Source organism: Mycobacterium sp. 852014-52450_SCH5900713 (assembly GCF_001667075.1).
In the GTDB taxonomy this organism is placed as follows: domain Bacteria; phylum Actinomycetota; class Actinomycetes; order Mycobacteriales; family Mycobacteriaceae; genus Mycobacterium.
The window spans coordinates 49,519-67,533 of the sequence record NZ_LZIL01000042.1 but is presented as its reverse complement, the minus strand read 5'-3'; the positions used below and the strand labels follow the sequence as shown (position 1 = coordinate 67,533).

Here is an 18,015-nt window from a genome sequence, read left to right as displayed (position 1 = left end):
GACCGTGTAGCCGCTCTGACACTCGCTAGTGCATACACAAATGCCACGGCCATGGGAAGCCAACTGCAGCGCACGGACCCCGCGTGGCAGTCAGTAGTCGACGATGTGAACGCCAAGGACACTGCGATGAAAAAGGTTTGCGGCGGCGGATAACTACCTCCCAGACGCACGGATAGCTAGACCGGCAGTAAATGGGACGAACGACCACCGCGATGTTCGCGTCGAATCGTAGCTGGATCAAGAGCCGTCCGAGAGCCCTATGTCAGGGGGGTCGCCGGTAGGAGCAGCGTCCTGGCGGCTCCCGTTCATCGGACGGGACGCGGGGTAAAGGCTGCGCGCTTTGAAGGGGCGACCGCCCTAGCGGGCGATCACAACGCATACCCGCTATCCGAGCCACGGCTCTTCGCACGCAACGGCAGGCGTACTGGATGAATTGCTCGCCCCCCCGTTTGCCTGTTCCACTATGGAGTGAAGGGGCACGCATAATCGGGGAATCGCGTCCGGTCGGCTTCGAGGAGGGGTGCATGGTCGGGAACCAGCATTGGGGGTCTGGCGTGGGGCCGCCTGCCGAGCCGCCTGCTGGAAATCTGTCACCGAACTATTTCGGACCGCCAGCGCCCCGCTCGCGTCCATGGCTGATGATCGCCGTAGCCTTCACCGCCGCCGTAGCCATCGCCGCTCTCATCTTGACACTCACACGGTCGACGGTTCCGAGTGCGGCAACAGTTGCGACAACTGCGCCGACCCACGCTCCTGCGGATGTAATTGCGGCACAACAACAACTGTGTGACATGTACCAACTCGCAGCAAAAGCCGTCCAGGTCGACACCGCTGGCACTGACAAAGCGCTGGCTCGCATCGCCACTACCAATGGAGCCTTGATGCTCGACATGGCAGCGAACAATCCGGCTCTCGACTCCAACCACCGCGACGCCGCGCGCGCGCTGGAAGCTGCTTACTTGACCGTGACTGCAAAGAGTAGCTACGGGGTTGCGCCGGAGGCCGAGTTTCAGGCCGCCCTAGATAACGTCATCGCAAAGGATGCCGCGATGAAAAAGGTATGCAGTGGGGGTTGACCTTCCGCCTGGAAAGTGGACCGCGGCGCTGATTGGACCGTGGTGGCCGATGCCGTCAACAACCCTGCGCGCCGCCGTCCAGCATTGGAACCAGGCATGCGTGGAACAGCAATTGTTTTCGCAGAACCTGCGCGGTCAGTGGATGACGGTAGCGGCACATAATCGAGGCCGTACGGCGGACGATCTCATATCTAGATACCAGGAGGGCGAGAAGTTTCACCTGGATCTCGCCGAGAAGTACCAAGCCAAGGCGGGAGCCTTCAATTCAGCCGCCGATACAATCGACTATCTACGAAGCCGATTGGCAACCATAGCGAATGCAGGCAACAAAGAGATCGATGAGATCCTCGCTTCGAAGAAGCCGTTGCCAGAACAAATAGCGGAGGTGCAGGCCGTTCAGTTGCGGTGCAACGGGGATGCGGCGAACGCGAGCCTGAACGCAGTCGACAAGCTCACGACTGCAACCCAGAAGATACTCGATGCTGAAGGTATTGGTGCCGACGCCAGAACATGGGCGCGTGATCAAGGTTTTAATGTCGACAATGTTTCACGACCTCCCCCGATCGGCGAACAGGATTTAAATCCGTCGGCAATCGGTGTAGGCGGTCATGGCGGTAATGGCAACCCTCTGTCTGGCAATGCGGGTCAAGCACCGGGATCGCCAGGGGCGTTCAACCCTGGGGGACGTGGCGGCGCTGGCGGTGTCCAAGCCGTGGTTGGAAATGGATCGCCGTCTCCGGTAATTAGTCCGGGTGCATTCGATAGCCACGGATCCGTGCCCGCCGGACCTCCGGTCACGCCATCGCCTGGTCTACACGTGCCCGGCGGCGGGGGATCGGTGTCGCCCGGGATGCCCGGCGTGGGCGCTAGCCCAGTGCCGGCCTCACCCGCCGGCCTCGGTCAAGCCGGGTCCCCAAACTTGGCCCAATCGTTCGCTTCCGGCATGGCGACGGGGCAACCGGCCGGTGCCGGCGCTCAAGGGCTGTCGTCGGGTGCAATCAACGCGATGGAATCTGGAGCGGGTAACCCGCAGGCGGGGCCACCGGCAGGGACACCGCCGGTGGCCCCGACCGCACCCAGCGCCGGGGCTTTCATTCCGGCGGGCACTCCTGTCGACGCGCCTCCGCCAGCCGCTCCCGCACCGCCGACCACCGGGGGAGCCACCCCGGTAGCTCCAGTAATGACGGGCGGATCTTGGTCGGGATCGGCAGCGCCGGTAGCTGGCGGCCCCAGCGTCCCGGCTGGACCACTGCCTGCCTATGGCTCCGACCTGCGTCCAACAGTCGCGGCGCCGCCGGCTATGCCTGCAGCCCCGACCGGGCCCGTCTCGGGCGCACCGGTCGCACCGTCGCCGGGCTCGTCCCCGTCCGCGGGCGGACCGGTGGTTTCACCGGTGGAACGCTCCGCTTCGGGAGCCGCCGCCGGACAGGGGGGCGCGAACTCGTCGGGCATGGTCGGCGCGTCAGCAATGTCGGCGGCAACCGGCGCGACCGCCGGTGCGGTATCCAGCAGAGCGGCCGAACAGCAGCGACTACAGCGGATCGTCGATGCGGTGGCCCGCCAGGAGCCGCGACTTTCGTGGGCGGCCGGACTGCGCGACGACGGCACCACCAGCCTGTTGGTCACCGACCTCGCCGGCGGGTGGATCCCACCGCACGTCCGGCTGCCTGCCCACGTAACCCTGCTCGAGCCGGCCGCGCGTCGCCGCGATGCGAGCGTGGTGGACTTGCTGGGGGCCGTCGTTGTCGCCGCCGCTCACGAGCACAACACCTACGTGGCTGAATCGGACCCGGAGGCTCCCACGCTGAGCGGTGATCGACCGGCCCGATCAGCCGCCCCGCGGGTAGACGAACTCGGACCAGCCCTGGTGGAAGCCGTGCGTCGTCGTGATGGCCTGCCGCGAATTGCGCAGGCTATTGCCGCGCCGGCCGTACGGAAGACCGGCGTACTTGAAAAGGAAACCGAACTCCTGCGCAACTGCTTGGTCGAGATTCAGAATTCGGTGCTTACGGCGTACCCGGATTATGCCGCGGCCGCCGTCGGGGATTGGATGCTGCTTGCGGCAATTGAGGCTCTGATCGACGGGCACGAATACCTCGCGAATTACCACATGGCGTGGTTCGAGGTAATCAGCCATCAGGCTGGCGCATAGGGCGTGAGGGGCATGCGGCGCGCGACGTGAATACCGATCCGAGCGCAATGTGCCAAAATGGTGCGATAGCCAATCAGGTGCGGCAGTTGGCACCAGGCGGTTCTAAACGGGGCGGAGGTGAGAGGCATGACCGGGGGCGATGGCACCGTCAAAAATGCTCCAGCCGTAGTGGGAGGGTTAGTCGGCATGCCTGAAGCGCCAACGCCGATGCCGTTTCCCCTGTCATCCGGTGGAACCAGCCCGACCGACGGGTGGCGGGGAATCGTTGAAACCGCCGGCAACGCCGGGGTGCCGAAAGACGCAGCTGACGCCGCGGCCGCGGACGCGGACCGCCGAGCCCACGCCGCCGACGCGGCGGCGAAATTCCCTGCGAACGAAGCTGAATCACAGCAGCAGATGCAGAACATCGGTCAGCAAGCCCCGCAGATGATGCAGCAGATGCTGCAAAGCATCACGGGTGCGCTCGGCGGCGCGGTCGGCGGCATCATGCAGCCGCTCACGCAGCTACCGCAGCAAGCGATGCAGGCCGGCCAGAGCGCCATCCAGCCGCTGATGAGCGCGGTTCAAGGTGCCCACGGAGCCGGGCTCGCGAGCGACGCTCATCTTGTCGACAGCGTCGGCCCAGGCGCGGGAGCCGGAGCCGGCGGCGGCTTGGGCGGCGGCGGCGGGGGCCTCGGCGGCGGCGGTGGCACCACCCCGGCCAGCTCGCTGGGTCCGCCACCCGTGCCGACATCGTCCCCGCCGACGACTCCCGCCGGGGCGGCCAAGGCCGCCATGGCCCCGCCGGTTAGCGGCGCGCCGACCGTGGGGGGCCAGACCGGTATGGGCGGTATGGGAATGATGCCGCCTGGCGCGATGGGCGCCCACGGTGAGGGCAGCAAAGAGAAGCCGCCGGAGAAGCGCATCTCGGCGCCGGGCGTCCCCAACGGCCAGCCCGTCAAGGGCCGCCTCACGATGCCGCCGAGCCCGCCCGGGCCCAAACCCGGCGAGGACAAACCCACGGTCGTGACCAACCGGCCGAACCGACGGATCGTGATCATGCCGACCGAGGACGAGGCAAAGGAATAAGGGCACCGCAAGCCATCCCCGCTCCAGCTCAAGGTGAGTGGTCCGGCCATACGCACGGCAGTAGGGTCACTCGATATTGACAGCGGATCTGCTTATTCGTGCATGCTATTGAGTACGGATTTTTCGCGGCCAGAGGGTGTGGGAAAAAGGGGATCAGGGTGGGGCAGTCGTTGACTGATCCGCTGATGCAGGCGGTGACGGCATTGTCTCGCGGGCATGCGCTGTTCGACGCCCACACCATCGCCGCCCCCAGCGTCAGCACCCCCGAACATCCCGAGGTCATAACCGCTGGCCTGCCCAGCGCGGCGGCCACACGCTCGAGGCGCTCGCTGGACGAAGCCCGCCGCTCCGCGGACACCGACCGTGAGCTGGCACAGATCCTCGCGACCGCGCGGGACGACCACACGCAGGCAAGGACGGCGACCCGGGCGGTCTTGGAAGACGCGAAGGCCGACGCCACGCCGGCCGACACCCCGATGGCGCGTCGCGAGGCGATGGCCCGGATGGCGGCGAGGCTGCGCACCCAGCACCGGCACATCCTGAACTCGCGCCGGCGCGCACGGCTCCTGGCGCATCGAATAAGGCGGTTGCGCTACCGGCAAAGGCGGGCGGCGATGCGAGGCGACCAGGGCAGCGGGCGGGCGGCGGTCCTGGCGGCGATTCGCAAAGCCCTGGATAGCAAGGGCATTCACGACCCGGCCGCGCGTGCCCGCTGGGAGCGCGGCATGGATCTGGTGGCACGCCGCGAATCCAACTACAACGCCAACGCCGTCAACGACTGGGACTCCAACGCGGCGCGCGGCACCCCGAGCAAAGGCGCCTGGCAATTCATCGGGCCCACCTTCGCGGCCTACCACCAGCCGGGCACGTCACGCGACATCCACAATCTGGTGGCGCAGGCGTGCGCGTTCATTAACTACGCGATGGGCCGCTATCACGTCGCCGCGGACGCGTCGAATTTGGCCGATCGGATTCAGCAGGCCGATCCGCGCCGATCACCTAAGGGGTATTGAGCATGCCGCTGAGTTTGTCGAACCGCGACCAGAATTCGGGTCACCTGTTCTACAACCGACGGCTGCGCGCGGCGACCACCCGGTTCTCGGTGCGGATGAAGCATGACGACCGCAAGCAGACCGCCGCGCTGGTGTTGTCGATCTTGTTGGTGGCGATCGGCGCCGGTTGGATGATGCTGCTGAACGTCCTGAAACCGACTGGCGCAGTGGGTGAATCGGCAATCATCGGCGACCGCGACTCCGGTGCGCTCTACGCTCGCATCGACGGCCGGCTTTATCCCGCCCTGAACCTGACGTCCGCCCGCCTGGCCACCGGAACGGCGAACCCACCGACATGGGTGAAGCGCAGCGAGATCGCGAAGTATCCGACCGGGCCGCTCATCGGTATCCCGGGCGCGCCGGCGGCGATGCCGGTGAATCGCGGCGCGATTTCGGCCTGGGCCGTGTGCGATACGGCCGGGCGCCCGCGCAGCGGGGAGAAGCCGGTCGTCACGTCAATCGCGGGCACGCTCGACGGCGGCGGCCGCGCGACCCCGCTGGCCGACGATGCGGGAGTCCTCGTGACGTTCGAGGGCAATACGTATGTGATCTGGGGCGGCAAACGCTCGCAGGTCGATCCGGCCAGTAGGGCAATCACCCTCAGCCTGGGCCTGGACCCCGGAGTGACGTCGCCGGTAGAGATTTCGCGCGCACTCTACGACGGACTCCCCGCAACCGAGCCGCTGCGCGTCCCGGACGTGCCGCAGGCAGGCGCGCCGTCGACATGGGTCTCGGGCTCGCAGGTGGGCGCGGTGTTACAGGCCCAAACCGCCGGTGGTGGCAAGCAGTTCTACGTGCTCCTGCCCGACGGGGTGCAAAAGATCACGAGCTTCGTCGCCGATCTGCTCCGCAGCGCGAACTCGTACGGGTCGACGGCGCCCCGCGTGGTGACCCCCGACGTGTTGGTGAACATCCCCCAGGTGAACTCGCTGGCGGTGGACTACTACCCGACGAAGCGGCTGAATTTCGTTGACACGGCGGCGAATCCGACCACCTGCGTCGGCTGGGAGAAGGCCTCCACGGATCCGCAGGCCCGCGTCGTCATCTATAACGGGCGGGGCCTTCCGGTGTACTCGTACCTGGACGATCGGATCGTGCATCTGGTGCGCGACGACCGCGACCCTGCATCGGTGGTCGCCAACCAGGTGCTGGTGCTGCCGGGCGCGGCCAACTTCGTCACCTCGACCAGCGGGGTCATCACGTCGGATTCCCGCGAGTCGTTGTTCTGGGTGTCGGACAACGGCGTGCGGTTCGGCATCGCCGCCAACGACGACACGATGCGCGCGCTCGGGCTCGATCCGGCCTCGGCGGTGCAGGCGCCGTGGCCGTTGCTGCGCACTTTCGCTGCGGGCCCGGCGTTGTCGCGGGAAGCGGCGCTCGTGGCGCGTGACACGGTGCCGGCGCTGGGCAAGGCGGCCGTGGTGACGACATCAGCGAAGGCGGGAGGCTAGGGGATGTCCAAGAAAGCGTTTCCCATCAACCGGGAAAAGATCGAGCCGCCGAAACCCGTTCGGGTAGCACCGAATGCGCCGATCGCCTTGCCGGAGCGCGAGCCACGCAACATCTGGGTGATGATCGGGGTGCCGGCGCTGATCGTGGCGCTCATCGGCACCATTGTCATGCTCTATGTGTCGGGCGTCCGCAGTCTCTCCACCGGGTTCTTCCCTCTAATGGGTATCGGCGCGTTCAGCATGCTGGCGTTTTCCGGCCGCTTCGGACGCGCGCGCAAGATCACCTGGGGCGAAATGGAAAAGGGCCGCCGCCGCTACTTGCGCGACCTCGACACGAACCGCGACGAGATCCAGACCGCGGTGTGCGCGCAGCGGGAATGGCAGAACGCGTTGCACTCCGATCCGCGCGGGCTCGGGGCCATCATCGGCGGGCCGCGGATGTGGGAACGCGGCCGCGGCGACGTGGATTTCCTGGAGGTGCGGTTGGGCACCGGGGTGCAGCACGCGCCCGACTCGGTGTTGTCGGTGACGTGGCCCGACATCGCCTCCGATGAGGAGCTCGAACCCGTCACCGGACAGGCACTGCGCGATTTCATCTTGGAGCAGCGCAAGATTCGCGACATCGCCAAGGTGGTCAACCTGAGGTCGGCGCCGGGCTTCAGCTTTGTCGGCGACGACCTGGACCGGCTGCGCTCGCTGATGCGTTCGGTGTTGTGCTCGCTGGCGGTGTTCCACAACCCGCGCGACCTGAAATTGATGGTGGTCACCCGCAGTCCCGAGGTGTGGTCGTGGATGGTGTGGCTTCCGCACAATCTGCACGACGAGCTGTTCGATGCGTGCGGCTGGCGGCGCCTGGTGTTCACCACGCCCGAGGAGCTGGAGGAGACCCTCGGCGCCGAACTCCATATGAAGGGAAAGCGTGGCGCCTGGACGCCCCCCGCGGCGGCCAGCCCGAGCGCGATGGGATCGGCGCTTGAAACCGGCGGCGACACGGTGGATCTGGGACCACACCTGGTGATCGTCGACGACAACACCGGTAGCCCCGACGCGTGGGAGAGCGTGGTCGGGCAGGTCGGCAAGGCCGGAATCACCCTGCTGCGCATCGCATCCCGAGTCGGCACCGGCGTGGGCTTCGCGCAGGACCAGGTCTTCGAGATGGGCGAGCGGCACGCCGCACCCGTCAACGGCGAAGTCAAATTCGGCCGGAACGGCTACGACGCGGACGGCGAAGACGGCCGCCCGGCACCCCTGCTTCGGGTGCGCGACAAGTTCTTCGCCCACGCCGACCAGTTGTCGATCCACCGCGCCTACCGGTATGCGCGGGCGATGGCGCGCTGGTCGCCGACCACGCGTAGCGAGATCGCCGATTCGACCGGCGGTGCCACCGAGTTGCTGCGGGCGCTGGGCATCGTCGATCCCCGCCAATTGGACGTCGACCGGTTGTGGGCCGAGCGGCGTGGCCGCGGTGACGAGAGGTGGTGTGAGATCCCCGTCGGTGCGAAACCCACCGGCGAGCTGCAGAACATCATCATCCGCGCGAAAGACTTCGGCGGCTTCGGATTTCACTCGGTCGTCATCGGCACCAGCGGGTCGGGAAAGTCGGAGTTCTTCCTGTCGTTGGTCTACGGCATCGCGCTGACGCACTCGCCGGAGACGTTCAACGTCATCTTCGTCGACATGAAGTTCGAGTCGGCGGCCCAGGACATCCTGGGCCTCCCGCATGTGGTGGCCGCCCTGTCGAACCTCGGCAAGGACGAGCGGCACCTGGCCGAACGGATGCGCCGGGTCATCGACGGCGAGATCAAGCAACGCTACGAACTGTTCACCTCGGTGGGCGCCCGCGACGCCAACGACTACGAAGAGATCCGGCTGGCCGGACGGGACCTGCCGCCGGTGCCGGTCCTGCTCGTCATCGTCGACGAATACCTGGAACTCTTTGCCAATCACGAGAAGTGGATCAACCTGATCATCCATATCGGCCAGGAAGGCCGTGGCGCCAACGTCTTCTTCATGTTGGGCGGGCAGCGGCTGGACCTGTCGTCGCTGCAGAAGGTCAAGTCCAACATCGCGTTCCGGATCGCGTTGCGCGCTGAGTCCGGCGACGACAGCCGCGAGGTGATCGGATCGGATGCCGCCTACCACCTGCCGTCGAAAGAGAACGGCTTCGCCCTGCTGAAGGTGGGGCCGCGAGATCTCGAACCGTTCCGCTGCTTTTATCTGTCGGCTCCCTTCGTAGTGCCCAAGGGCAAGGAGGTCGCGACTACCGTCGACATGACCCTGACGAAGCCGCGGCTGTACAACTGGCAGTTCCAACCGCTCGAGGAATCCGACGCCGCGGCCCTGGAAGCGGCTGCCGCCGCAGACACCGAACCCGACGAATTCCTCTACCACGATGACGGATTCAAGCGGAAGAAGATCGTCGACGTCCTGCGCGAGTCGATGCACGACGTCCCGCACCGGTCACCGCGCCGGCCGTGGCTGGAGCCGCTGGAGGACCCCGAGCCCGTCGACATTCTCGTGTCGGCCTACCGCGGCAAGCCGTGGCATGTCGACTACGGCCAGAACGCGGGCCTGATGTTCCCCGTGGGCGTCATGGACATCCCCGAGGAGTCCAAGCAGATCGTGCACGCCGTCGATGCGCTGCGCAGCAATGTCATCGTGGTGGGCGCCAAGCAGCGCGGCAAGACCACCACCCTTATGACGTTGATGTGCTCTGCCGCAACGATGTACAACCCGGCGCGCGTGACATTCTTCTGCATCGGCGGTGCGACCCTGGCCCAGGTGGCGTCACTGCCGCACGTCACCGACATCGTGTCGCCGAAGGACGCCGAGGGCATCGAGCGGATCTTGAGCAGCATGGACTCGTTGATCGACGCGCGCGAGGACTCGTTCCGGCGGCTGAAGATCGACCTCGACGGCTTCCGCGAGCGCCGGTTCGCGCCGGGCAGTGACGGACTGGGCGGTACCGACCCCAACGATCCCTTCGGCGATGTGTTCGTGGTGGTGGACGACTACGACGACGTGTATTCGAAGGACACTGTCCTGGGTGATCGCATCATCTCGTTGAGCAGCCGCGGTCCCGAGTACGGGGTGCACGTGATGTGCAGCGCCGGCGGCTGGATCCACGGGCAGCGGCAGAGTCTGTTGCAAAACGCCACGGCGCGAATCCAATTGCGCCTGGCCGACCCGAGCGAAAGCCAGATGGGGCACTCGTCGCTCGAGTCGCGCGACGCCGCCCGGCGGACGCTGAACCGTCCGGGCTTCGGTCTGACCGACAGCCTGCACGAGCTGCGAGTCGGGATCCCGGCGCTTGCCGATCCAGCCACCGGCGCGCTGGTGAGCATCGTGGATGTCGGCGCGCGGATCGCCGACGTCGCGGGTGTGACCAAACATGCGACCTTGCAACGGCTTCCGCAGCGCGTGGAGTTGCGGGCGATCCTGGAGTACGACGCCGCGCACCGCAGCGGTGACGACTTGTCGATCGCGTTCGCCATCGGTGAGCGCCACGAACTCCGCCCGGTCCCGCTCAAGCTCCAGGAGAGCCCAGGCTTGATGATTCTGGGCCGCCAGGGCTGCGGCAAGACGCTGTCCCTCGTGTCCATCGGTGAGGCGATCATGAACCGATTCGGCCCCGAGGAAGCGCAGCTGACGCTCATCGACCCCAAAACGGCCCCGCACGGTCTGCGGGATCTGAGCGGGCCCGGCTATGTGCGCGCGTACGCCTATGACCAAGACGAGATCGACGAGGTGATCACCCAACTCGCACAACAGATCCTGCTGCCGCGGCTGCCCCCGAAGGGCTTGAGCCAGGAGGAGCTGCGAGCGCTCAAGCCGTGGGAGGGCGCCCGGCATTTCGTGCTCATCGACGATGTCCAGGACCTGCGCCCGGACCAGAGCTACCCGCCCAAACCCCCGGTGGGGGCGGCGTTGTGGAAGCTGATGGAACGGGCCCGCCAGATCGGGCTGCATGTGTTCACCACCCGCAACAGCGCGAATTTTGCCACGCTGCAGATGGATCCGTGGATGCGGTTCCAGAACTCGGCGAAGGTCGCGCAGCTCTACATGGACAACGACCCGCAAAACCGGATCAACCGCTTGGTCCGCGCCCAGGCGCTCCCGCCCGGAAGAGGCCTGCTGGTGAGCGCCGACGGCGACGTCGAAGGCGTGCTGGTCGGGCTTCCGTCGACGGTCATCCAACAGCCGTAGCCACCGGAACCGGCGCCGGCTCAAGCCTTTCCACGGCGCCGGGCCGACGGAGGAGCGTGCGTGGCCACCAGAACCAGCGGCCCAGCAGCGCCACGATGGACGGCACGATGAAAGCCCGCACGACCAGGGTGTCGAGCAACAGCCCGACGGCGATCGTCGTGCCGATCTGAGCGATGCTGAGTACGCTGCTGCTCAGCAACGCCAGCATGGTGAGTCCGAAGACGATGCCGGCAACGGTGACCACACCGCCGGTGCCTCCGAAGGCGCGAACGATGCCGGTCTTCAGGCCCGCTGCCGCTTCCTGTTTGATGCGCAACGCCAGCAACAGGTTGTAGTCCGCGCCGACGGCGATCAGGGCGATGAACGCGATCGGGGCGACGGCCCAGTGCAGATCCTGGTGCAGCAGGTGTTGCCAAATCAGCACGCTGGCACCGATAGCCGACGCGTACGAGGTGACGACGGTCCCTACCACGACCAGGCCCGCGACGGGGCTGCGCAGCATCGCCGTGACGATCAGAAAGATGAGCACCAACGCGGCGCCCACGAGCAGCTTGGTGTCACCGGCGACGAAGCGCTGCAGATCGGCGGTCACCGGGCCGACGCCGGCAAGGTCGACCTCCACCGGCGTCAGGGTGCCTTCCTTGGTGGCCTCCTTGATGGCGGCGCGCACCTGGTCCGCGCGCTTGGCTCCGTCGCCGCCCCACTCCGAGCCGTCCCCGTAGACCAGCAGGTAAGCGGCGCGGCCATTCTCGGAGATCAGGTGACTCAACGCGGTGGTGTACCGCGGATCGGTCAACGCCCGCTGCGACATATAGAAGTCCGCCGCGCCACTGCCCTGAAATTGCGTCGCTATCTCGTTCAGGTAGTCGGTCAGCTGACGCATCTGGGGTCCGAGCGTGTCGGTGAGGCCCAGTAGGTCATGGGTAGCCGAGCGGGCTTGCCCCAAGGCGTCTTTCATCGAGCTGACGCTCTGCGGCAGACTCGCCATCGCGGTGGCGGCCGTGTTCGAGCCGCTGGTCAGTTTCGCGGCGCCGTCGTCGAGGCGCGACGACGTCTGGACCAGGCTGTCGACCGGCGCGAGCACTCGGTCCACCGTGGAGCAGATCGGATTGGCGGCGCAGTCGGCCGTCCGCCCGACGAAGTCCCGCAGCGGGTCGAGGTAACCCGACACGGTCGTGACGTTGCGTTGCAACCCGTCCATGCCGGCCCGCATGTCGTCGGCGGCACCGGACACCTCCGCCAATCCCGCACCGCCACCGCGCAATCCGTTGCCTAGGCCATCCACCGCAACCTGGGTCTGCGCCAGCGCGCTGTCCAGCTCGTAGACCCGCTTGAGGCGCTGGGTCAGCGCACCCATGGAGTCGCCGAACTGGCGGCCGAGCACGCCGGCCTGATAGCTCAACGTCGCCTGTTCGGGCACCCTGCCGTCGGGGCGGCTGGCGGACTGCACCGCGCGCACCCCCGGTACGGCCATGATGTGTCGGGTGATTCGCTCGATGGCGATCACGCCGGCCGGGTTACGCAGGTCGTGGTCGGCCTGGATCGCGACGACGTCGGGCAACAGGGAGTTGGCCGCGAAATGCCGGTCTGCGCTCAGATAGCCGCGGTTGGAGTCGGTGGCAGACGGCGTGGCGGCGGGTTCGTTGAAGCCGACCCGCATGCCGGTCAGCGGTAACGCGATCAGCAGAGTCATCCCGCCGGCGGCGACCAGGATCGGTCCGGGCCAGCGCGCCACCGCCGTCCCCACGCGGCGCCAGCGCCGCGCCGTCGTCGACGGACGCGGTTCGAGATACCCCCGGCGGATGGCCAGGCTCATGAGCGCGGGCGTCAAGGTAAGCGCCGCGACCATGGTGGCCAGAATGCCCATGGCGCAAGGCAACCCGGCGCTCCGGAACGAGCCCACCTGGGCGAACACCAGGCAGGCCAGTGCCACCGACACGGTCAATGCCGACCCGATCACCACGGGCGCGATGGAGCGGTAGGCCTCGGTCAACGCCCGGGCCGGCGCGACGCCGCGGCGGCGGCCTTCGTGGTAGCGGCCGACCAGGAAGATCGCGTAGTCGGTGCCCGCACCCAGGGTCATGGCCGCCATCAGCGCCACCGAAAACAGCGACACCTCGACCACATTGGACTGCCCGAGCGCGGCGACGACGGCGCGGGCCAGCGCCAAGGCGAGCCCGACCGAGACCAGCGGAATCGCGGCCGCGATCGGCGATCGGTACACCGCGAGTAGCAACAGCAAAATGAGACCGATGGTCGCGGCGGTTATTCCGAGCATCTGTCGATCGATCGCGGAGAACTCGTCGACGATCGTGGCGCCCGGCCCGGTGACATGGACTTCCAGGCCGGCCGGCGGTGAGAGCTTCTGGACGGTGGCGCGGACAGCGTTCACCGAATCGCGCGCCTGGGCGGTGCCGAGCATCCCGGCCAGCCGCACCATGACGCTGACGGCCCGCCCGTCCGAACTCTGCGCACCGGCGGCCGTGGCGGGCTGCGACCATAGGTCGGTCACCGCGTACACGTGACGGTGATCGGAGCCCAGCGTCGTGGTCACCGCGTCGTAGAACTGACGGTCATCTGGCGTCAGCTTCTGATTGCGTTCCAGCACAACGTAAACGAAGTTGTTGCTGGGTGTCTGATCGAACAGCTGGGCGGCCCGCGAGGCGGCGACCGCGCTCGGTGCGTCCGTCGGCATGAATGACCTGGCGTGCGAGTCGACGACTCGCTCCAGTTGCGGGAACGCCAGGTTGGCGGCGCCGGCCGCCAGGACCCACAGGCCGACGACGAGAACGGCGTAGCGGCCGGTGAGCCGGCTCAGTAATCCCCGTCCGTCATGCAACGGTCTGCCGATGGCCCGTCGGTCCGCCGAAGAGGCCCACGGCGACGTGCTCGCCGCGGCACTGGGAGCGCATTCGCAGCGATCGCCGGGAGCCGATCCTGACCAAGGCGTGCAGGCCGGGCTCGGCGATCTCGAGATCAGCCCGCACCTGTTCGGCCGACAAGCCCTCGTGCGCCGCCTGATCCAGCTTGGCCACCAGCATGGTGATCCAGCGCTGTCCCAACGAAAGCAGTAGCCCCTCCTCGTCGCCGAACAGCCGAGGCACCTCGGATGAGTTGGCGACCAACGCAAGTGCCGCCTCGGGATCGGTGTCGGCGGCTTTGATCACTTCGGCCATGAAGGCCATCCGGTCGTGCAGCAGTGTCCATGTCATGACTGAAACGCTAGGAAATCGGCCGCCCGCCGCGCGTCGTGCCGGGGTGCAGTCTTCACCTCCTACCACGGGCGGAGGCACGTCCCGCCCACGGCATGATGTGAGCAGGTGGCGAGCTCTTTTAGGATTGGACGATGTTGCGTGCCGCAGCGACTTACTTGCGCGAACAGCTTCGCCGCCGAGGCGAGTTGATTCCCGTAGGTCTGACCTGGGCGTCGTTCATCGCCGTCGATGTGAGCCATGTCGGTGGCGCGGTGATCGCGGTCCTGCAGCGTCCCACCGCGGACCTGCCCGTCGGACTGGCCGCGTTCGCGGTGTCCATCGCACCGACACTGGTGTTCTTCTTTCTGAACACAAAGCTCAGCCCGGGGCTGATGTGGGCGACATGGATGACAGCCACCGCCATGATGCTGTTCGGTACGTCGACACCGATTCATGCCGATTTCGCCCCGGCTCTGCTGGTGCTGTTGGTGTTGTCTATCGCCACATTGAGCTCTATCGCGGTCGGCTTGTTGTCCGCCGCGTCGGCGGCCGCGTTGTTGCTCGCCGCCTCTGGACTGCACCGCCTGGACACGGTGGGGCTGTACCTCGCTTTCGTCGGGGCGGGTTGGCTCCTCGGTTACGTGATGCGCACTCAACGGCTACTGCTGGCCGAACAGATCGAGGCGCAGAAGATGCTGGCCGAGCACGCCGCCGCCGACGAGCGGCGGCGCATCGCCCGCGAAGTGCACGACGTCATCGCCCACTCGCTCAGCATCACCTTGCTGCACGTGACGGGCGCCCGCCGCGGACTGCAGCAGGACCGCGACGTCGACGACGCGGTCGAGGCGCTCGAACAGGCCGAACGCCTGGGCCGGCAGGCGATGGCCGACATCCGGCGCACCGTCGGGCTGCTGGACAGCTCGCCGACGAAATCGGCGCAGACCACTCCCGAACCCGGCATCGACGACGTCGGCGTCCTCGTCGCGGATTTTCAGCGCGCCGGCCTGGACGTCGTGCTGCGCATCGACGGTGCCACCGAACGCGTCTCGGCGGCGGTCGGCCTCGCGCTGTACCGCATCACCCAGGAATCCCTGACCAACATCGCCAAGCACGCCCCGGATTCGAAATCCACAGTGGCGCTGACTGTCTCGGTAACGTCGGCGAGTCTCACAGTCGACAACCGGTTGCCCGTGGCGATCGCCGCCCCGCATTCCGCCGAGGGGCGCGGGTTGCGCGGCATGCGCCAGCGTGTCGAGCTGCTGGGCGGGGCCATCGACGCCGGCCCGACCCACGACGGATGGTCGGTGCGCGCCGACATACCGCTGCACGAAGGCGACACCGGCTGGCGCCCGTGGTGGTGCAAGGCGTGATCCCACATGCCCCGGAGACCCCCGAGATCACCGTCCTGCTTGTCGACGATCAGGAACTGGTGCGGTCGGGGCTGCGCCGGATCCTGCGGCGCAAGGACGGTTTCGTCATCGTCGCGGAATGCTCCGACGGTGACGAGGTGCCTGCGGCGGTGGCCGAGCACCGGCCCGACGTGGTGGTGATGGATCTGCGCATGCGCCGGGTCGACGGCATCGAGGCGACTCGCAGGCTCGGGGGAGCGCCGCCGGTGCTGGCGCTGACCACCTTCAACGAGGACGAGCTGCTGTCCGAGGCGCTGCGCTCGGGGGCGGCCGGCTTTGTGCTGAAGGACTCGTCCGCCGAGGAGTTGATCCGCGCCGTGCGCGCGGTCGCCAGGGGCGACAGCTACCTGGATCCCGCGGTCACCGCTCGCGTGCTCACCACGTACCGCAAAGCCGCGCCGGGGCCGCGTGGCATCGGGATCGGGGAGTTGACCACTCGCGAGCTCGACGTACTGACCTTGATAGGCCGGGGCCTTTCCAACGCCGAGATCGCCGACCAACTCTGCATCTCCGGCGTCACGGTCAAAAGCCATATCGGCCGGATCTTCGGAAAACTCGACCTGCGCGACCGCGCCGCGGCGATCGTCTACGCGTACGACAACGGCATCGTCGTCCCGCGCTGAGGGGCCTAGAGAGCCGCGCCCTGATCGGCCAGGTTCAGCAGGCCGTAGGCCATGCACATCAGGAAGTTCAACACCACCAGGACCAAGCCGGCGAACATCAGCGAGCGGGTGCCCTGCCGCTTCAGCCGCTTGTACCGCGCGGCGCGTGTTTCCCGCTCGAACCGCAGGGCGATCAGCGCGAAATGGATGTCCATCGCTTCGTGAGCCGCAAGGGGCGCACCCGCCAGCATCTCCCGCACGCGGTCAGGCGCGGCTCGGACGCCGACCCGCTCGAAGTTCTGGCACATGCGCCGCGCGCGTCTTCGCGCGAGTGGTTGATATCGCATCTGTAGCTGATGCGCGAGTTGCCCTCGGTCGTCCCCCCACGGGTTTGACGGGGTCATCACGAAACGGATTCTAAATCGCATCGGACCGATTACGGCGTGTCTACACGAATTTATGTTTGCGACGGTTGATTCGGCGGGCCGTCGATCATTCGCTCAGATTGGGGTAGGTCCAGATAACGCTCCAGGTTGCGATGCATGTTGATCACGCGCCGTTCCTCGCTGGACAGCACGAGATGGGTGAAACCCGGCTGATGCATGCCGCGCTGCAGGCCCGCGAGCACCCGGATGTCCTGGGTGAGCACTACGCCGGGCTCGGCCTCACCGGCGGTCACCCGGACATCGGTCGGCTTGGCGCGTGCGGCGCCCGGCGGCATCCGCGTCATCAGGAACATGACCAGCTCGCCCCGGTCGGGATCCGGGCCGGGGCGCGAGCACATGACCGTCAGGTGATCGGCGTTGGCCAGCAGCGTCATGTTGGGGAAGACGTTGTACTGATGCAGGCGGGTGATCCGGTCCGTGTCGGCCCAGTCGAGGTCCACGCCGCGCGTCGCGGCGAACGCCCGGGTGTGTGCGGCGATCAGGTCCCGCGCCGTCTCACCCGGTTGGTGTTCGGGGAACGGTGTGCCTTCGGCGGCTCCCATGAGTGCGCCCTGCGTGTAAACGTAAGCGTCCCAAACCTCTTCGTCGCTCAGCGCGCCCTCGAAGCGTGGGCTCTGCACCCCGTAGGGCTGGTCGGATTTTCCCGTGTGACCCCAGATCTGTTGCGGTGCATGGATGTCGTCGACGCAGCGCAGCAATTCCGGGTGCAGCGTCTGTATGTGGTAGGTCTCGCTGTAGCCGTCGGCGATCGTCTTCCAGTTCGCGTCGACCTCCACGGTCAGCGTGGCATAGCAGCGGAAGTCGGTCAACCGGCACCACGCGATGTCCTCGGGCACTGCCTCCAGGTACTCGAGCAGCGGCATCGCGTCGAGGTCGAAATTGACGAAGACGAGTCCCTCCCAAATGTCCACCCGCACCGGCACCAGCGGGAAGTCAGACATCTTCAGCGACCCGAAGCCCTTGCGGTTGGGCACCCGCTTGAGCGTGCCGGCCAGGTCCCAGGTCCAGCCGTGATAGCCGCACTTGAGCTCTCGCAGCCCCGAGCCCGAACCCACGCACACGGAGTTGCCGCGGTGGCGGCAGGCGTTCTGGAAGGCGCGCAGCACCCCGTCGTCACCGCGCACGATCAGCACACCGTATGGGCCGCAGCGGTATTCGAAATAATCGCCCGGTTCGGCGACGTGGTCGACCATGCATGCCAGCTGCCAGACCTCCGGCCACATCCGCTCGACCTCGAGGGCGGCGAACGCGGGGGAGTAATACCGCTGTGCCGGTACCAGGGTCGGGCTTTCCGGCGGGGTGCCGATCGCGTCCTCGTCGCGGGTGCGGGTCGGGTTGCCGGCGGGCGCGTTCATGCGG

12 protein-coding genes are annotated in these 18,015 nt (G+C 67.1%); 8 read left to right on the top strand and 4 right to left on the bottom strand.

Annotation, left to right across the window (positions count from 1 at the left end; genetic code table 11):
- Window positions 1–524 precede the first annotated feature (524 nt).
- From A5773_RS11545 to eccCa, 6 genes are all read left to right on the top strand, one after another.
- Window positions 525–1,076, top strand: coding sequence for a hypothetical protein (locus A5773_RS11545; RefSeq protein WP_067790973.1), 552 nt, complete (start codon window positions 525–527; stop codon window positions 1,074–1,076).
- A gap of 1,393 nt (window positions 1,077–2,469) precedes the next feature.
- Window positions 2,470–3,228, top strand: coding sequence for a DUF5631 domain-containing protein (locus tag A5773_RS26765; RefSeq protein WP_369817352.1), 759 nt, complete (start codon window positions 2,470–2,472; stop codon window positions 3,226–3,228).
- A 261-nt stretch (window positions 3,229–3,489) separates the two neighbouring features.
- Window positions 3,490–4,296, top strand: a complete 807-nt coding sequence (locus A5773_RS11535; protein ID WP_066951381.1) for a hypothetical protein — start codon at window positions 3,490–3,492, stop codon at window positions 4,294–4,296.
- Window positions 4,297–4,481: 185 nt separating this feature from the next.
- A complete protein-coding gene (locus A5773_RS11530; RefSeq protein ID WP_067790971.1) occupies window positions 4,482–5,309 on the top strand; it encodes a transglycosylase in 828 nt (275 codons plus the stop codon).
- Between the two features lie 2 nt (window positions 5,310–5,311).
- Window positions 5,312–6,799, top strand: coding sequence for a type VII secretion protein EccB (eccB, locus tag A5773_RS11525; RefSeq protein ID WP_067790968.1), 1,488 nt, complete (start codon window positions 5,312–5,314; stop codon window positions 6,797–6,799).
- Between the two features lie 3 nt (window positions 6,800–6,802).
- Window positions 6,803–11,005, top strand: a complete 4,203-nt coding sequence (gene eccCa, locus A5773_RS11520) for a type VII secretion protein EccCa (protein WP_067790966.1) — start codon at window positions 6,803–6,805, stop codon at window positions 11,003–11,005.
- On the opposite strand, the gene A5773_RS11515 is transcribed toward eccCa, so the two are convergent.
- On the bottom strand, window positions 10,989–13,844 hold the full coding sequence (locus tag A5773_RS11515) for an RND family transporter (RefSeq protein WP_067790965.1): 2,856 nt from the start codon (window positions 13,842–13,844) through the stop codon (window positions 10,989–10,991). The two genes, eccCa and A5773_RS11515, sit on opposite strands and share 17 nt — an antisense overlap.
- A complete protein-coding gene (locus A5773_RS11510; RefSeq protein WP_067266350.1) occupies window positions 13,837–14,217 on the bottom strand; it encodes a hypothetical protein in 381 nt (126 codons plus the stop codon). Before A5773_RS11510 ends, A5773_RS11515 begins: the two co-directional genes overlap by 8 nt.
- A 134-nt stretch (window positions 14,218–14,351) precedes the next feature.
- Here A5773_RS11510 and A5773_RS11505 point away from each other — a divergent pair, with 134 nt between their 5' ends.
- Window positions 14,352–15,569, top strand: coding sequence for a sensor histidine kinase (locus A5773_RS11505; RefSeq protein WP_066951183.1), 1,218 nt, complete (start codon window positions 14,352–14,354; stop codon window positions 15,567–15,569).
- Window positions 15,551–16,231, top strand: a complete 681-nt coding sequence (locus A5773_RS11500) for a response regulator transcription factor (protein ID WP_197505524.1) — start codon at window positions 15,551–15,553, stop codon at window positions 16,229–16,231. Before A5773_RS11505 ends, A5773_RS11500 begins: the two co-directional genes overlap by 19 nt.
- 5 nt (window positions 16,232–16,236) lie before the next feature.
- Here A5773_RS11500 and A5773_RS11495 read toward each other — a convergent pair whose 3' ends face one another.
- Both A5773_RS11495 and A5773_RS11490 read right to left on the bottom strand, forming a co-directional pair.
- Window positions 16,237–16,518 carry a hypothetical protein gene (locus tag A5773_RS11495; protein ID WP_156659372.1) on the bottom strand — a complete coding sequence of 94 codons (282 nt, stop codon included), beginning with the start codon at window positions 16,516–16,518 and terminating at the stop codon, window positions 16,237–16,239.
- Window positions 16,519–16,667: 149 nt separating this feature from the next.
- On the bottom strand, window positions 16,668–18,011 hold the full coding sequence (locus A5773_RS11490) for an SRPBCC family protein (RefSeq protein ID WP_067266345.1): 1,344 nt from the start codon (window positions 18,009–18,011) through the stop codon (window positions 16,668–16,670).
- Window positions 18,012–18,015: the final 4 nt, after the last annotated feature.

What these genes read in the sequence shown, in the direction of transcription:
- A5773_RS11510 (WP_067266350.1), bottom strand. Translation starts at nt 14,217, where the DNA reads ATGACATGGACACTGCTGCACGACCGGATGGCCTTCATGGCCGAAGTG.
- A5773_RS11530 (WP_067790971.1), top strand. Translation starts at nt 4,482, where the DNA reads ATGCAGGCGGTGACGGCATTGTCTCGCGGGCATGCGCTGTTCGACGCC.
- eccCa (WP_067790966.1), top strand. Translation starts at nt 6,803, where the DNA reads ATGTCCAAGAAAGCGTTTCCCATCAACCGGGAAAAGATCGAGCCGCCG.
- A5773_RS11505 (WP_066951183.1), top strand. Translation starts at nt 14,352, where the DNA reads ATGTTGCGTGCCGCAGCGACTTACTTGCGCGAACAGCTTCGCCGCCGA.
- A5773_RS11495 (WP_156659372.1), bottom strand. Translation starts at nt 16,518, where the DNA reads ATGTGCCAGAACTTCGAGCGGGTCGGCGTCCGAGCCGCGCCTGACCGC.
- eccB (WP_067790968.1), top strand. Translation starts at nt 5,312, where the DNA reads ATGCCGCTGAGTTTGTCGAACCGCGACCAGAATTCGGGTCACCTGTTC.
- A5773_RS11490 (WP_067266345.1), bottom strand. Translation starts at nt 18,011, where the DNA reads ATGAACGCGCCCGCCGGCAACCCGACCCGCACCCGCGACGAGGACGCG.
- A5773_RS11545 (WP_067790973.1), top strand. Translation starts at nt 525, where the DNA reads ATGGTCGGGAACCAGCATTGGGGGTCTGGCGTGGGGCCGCCTGCCGAG.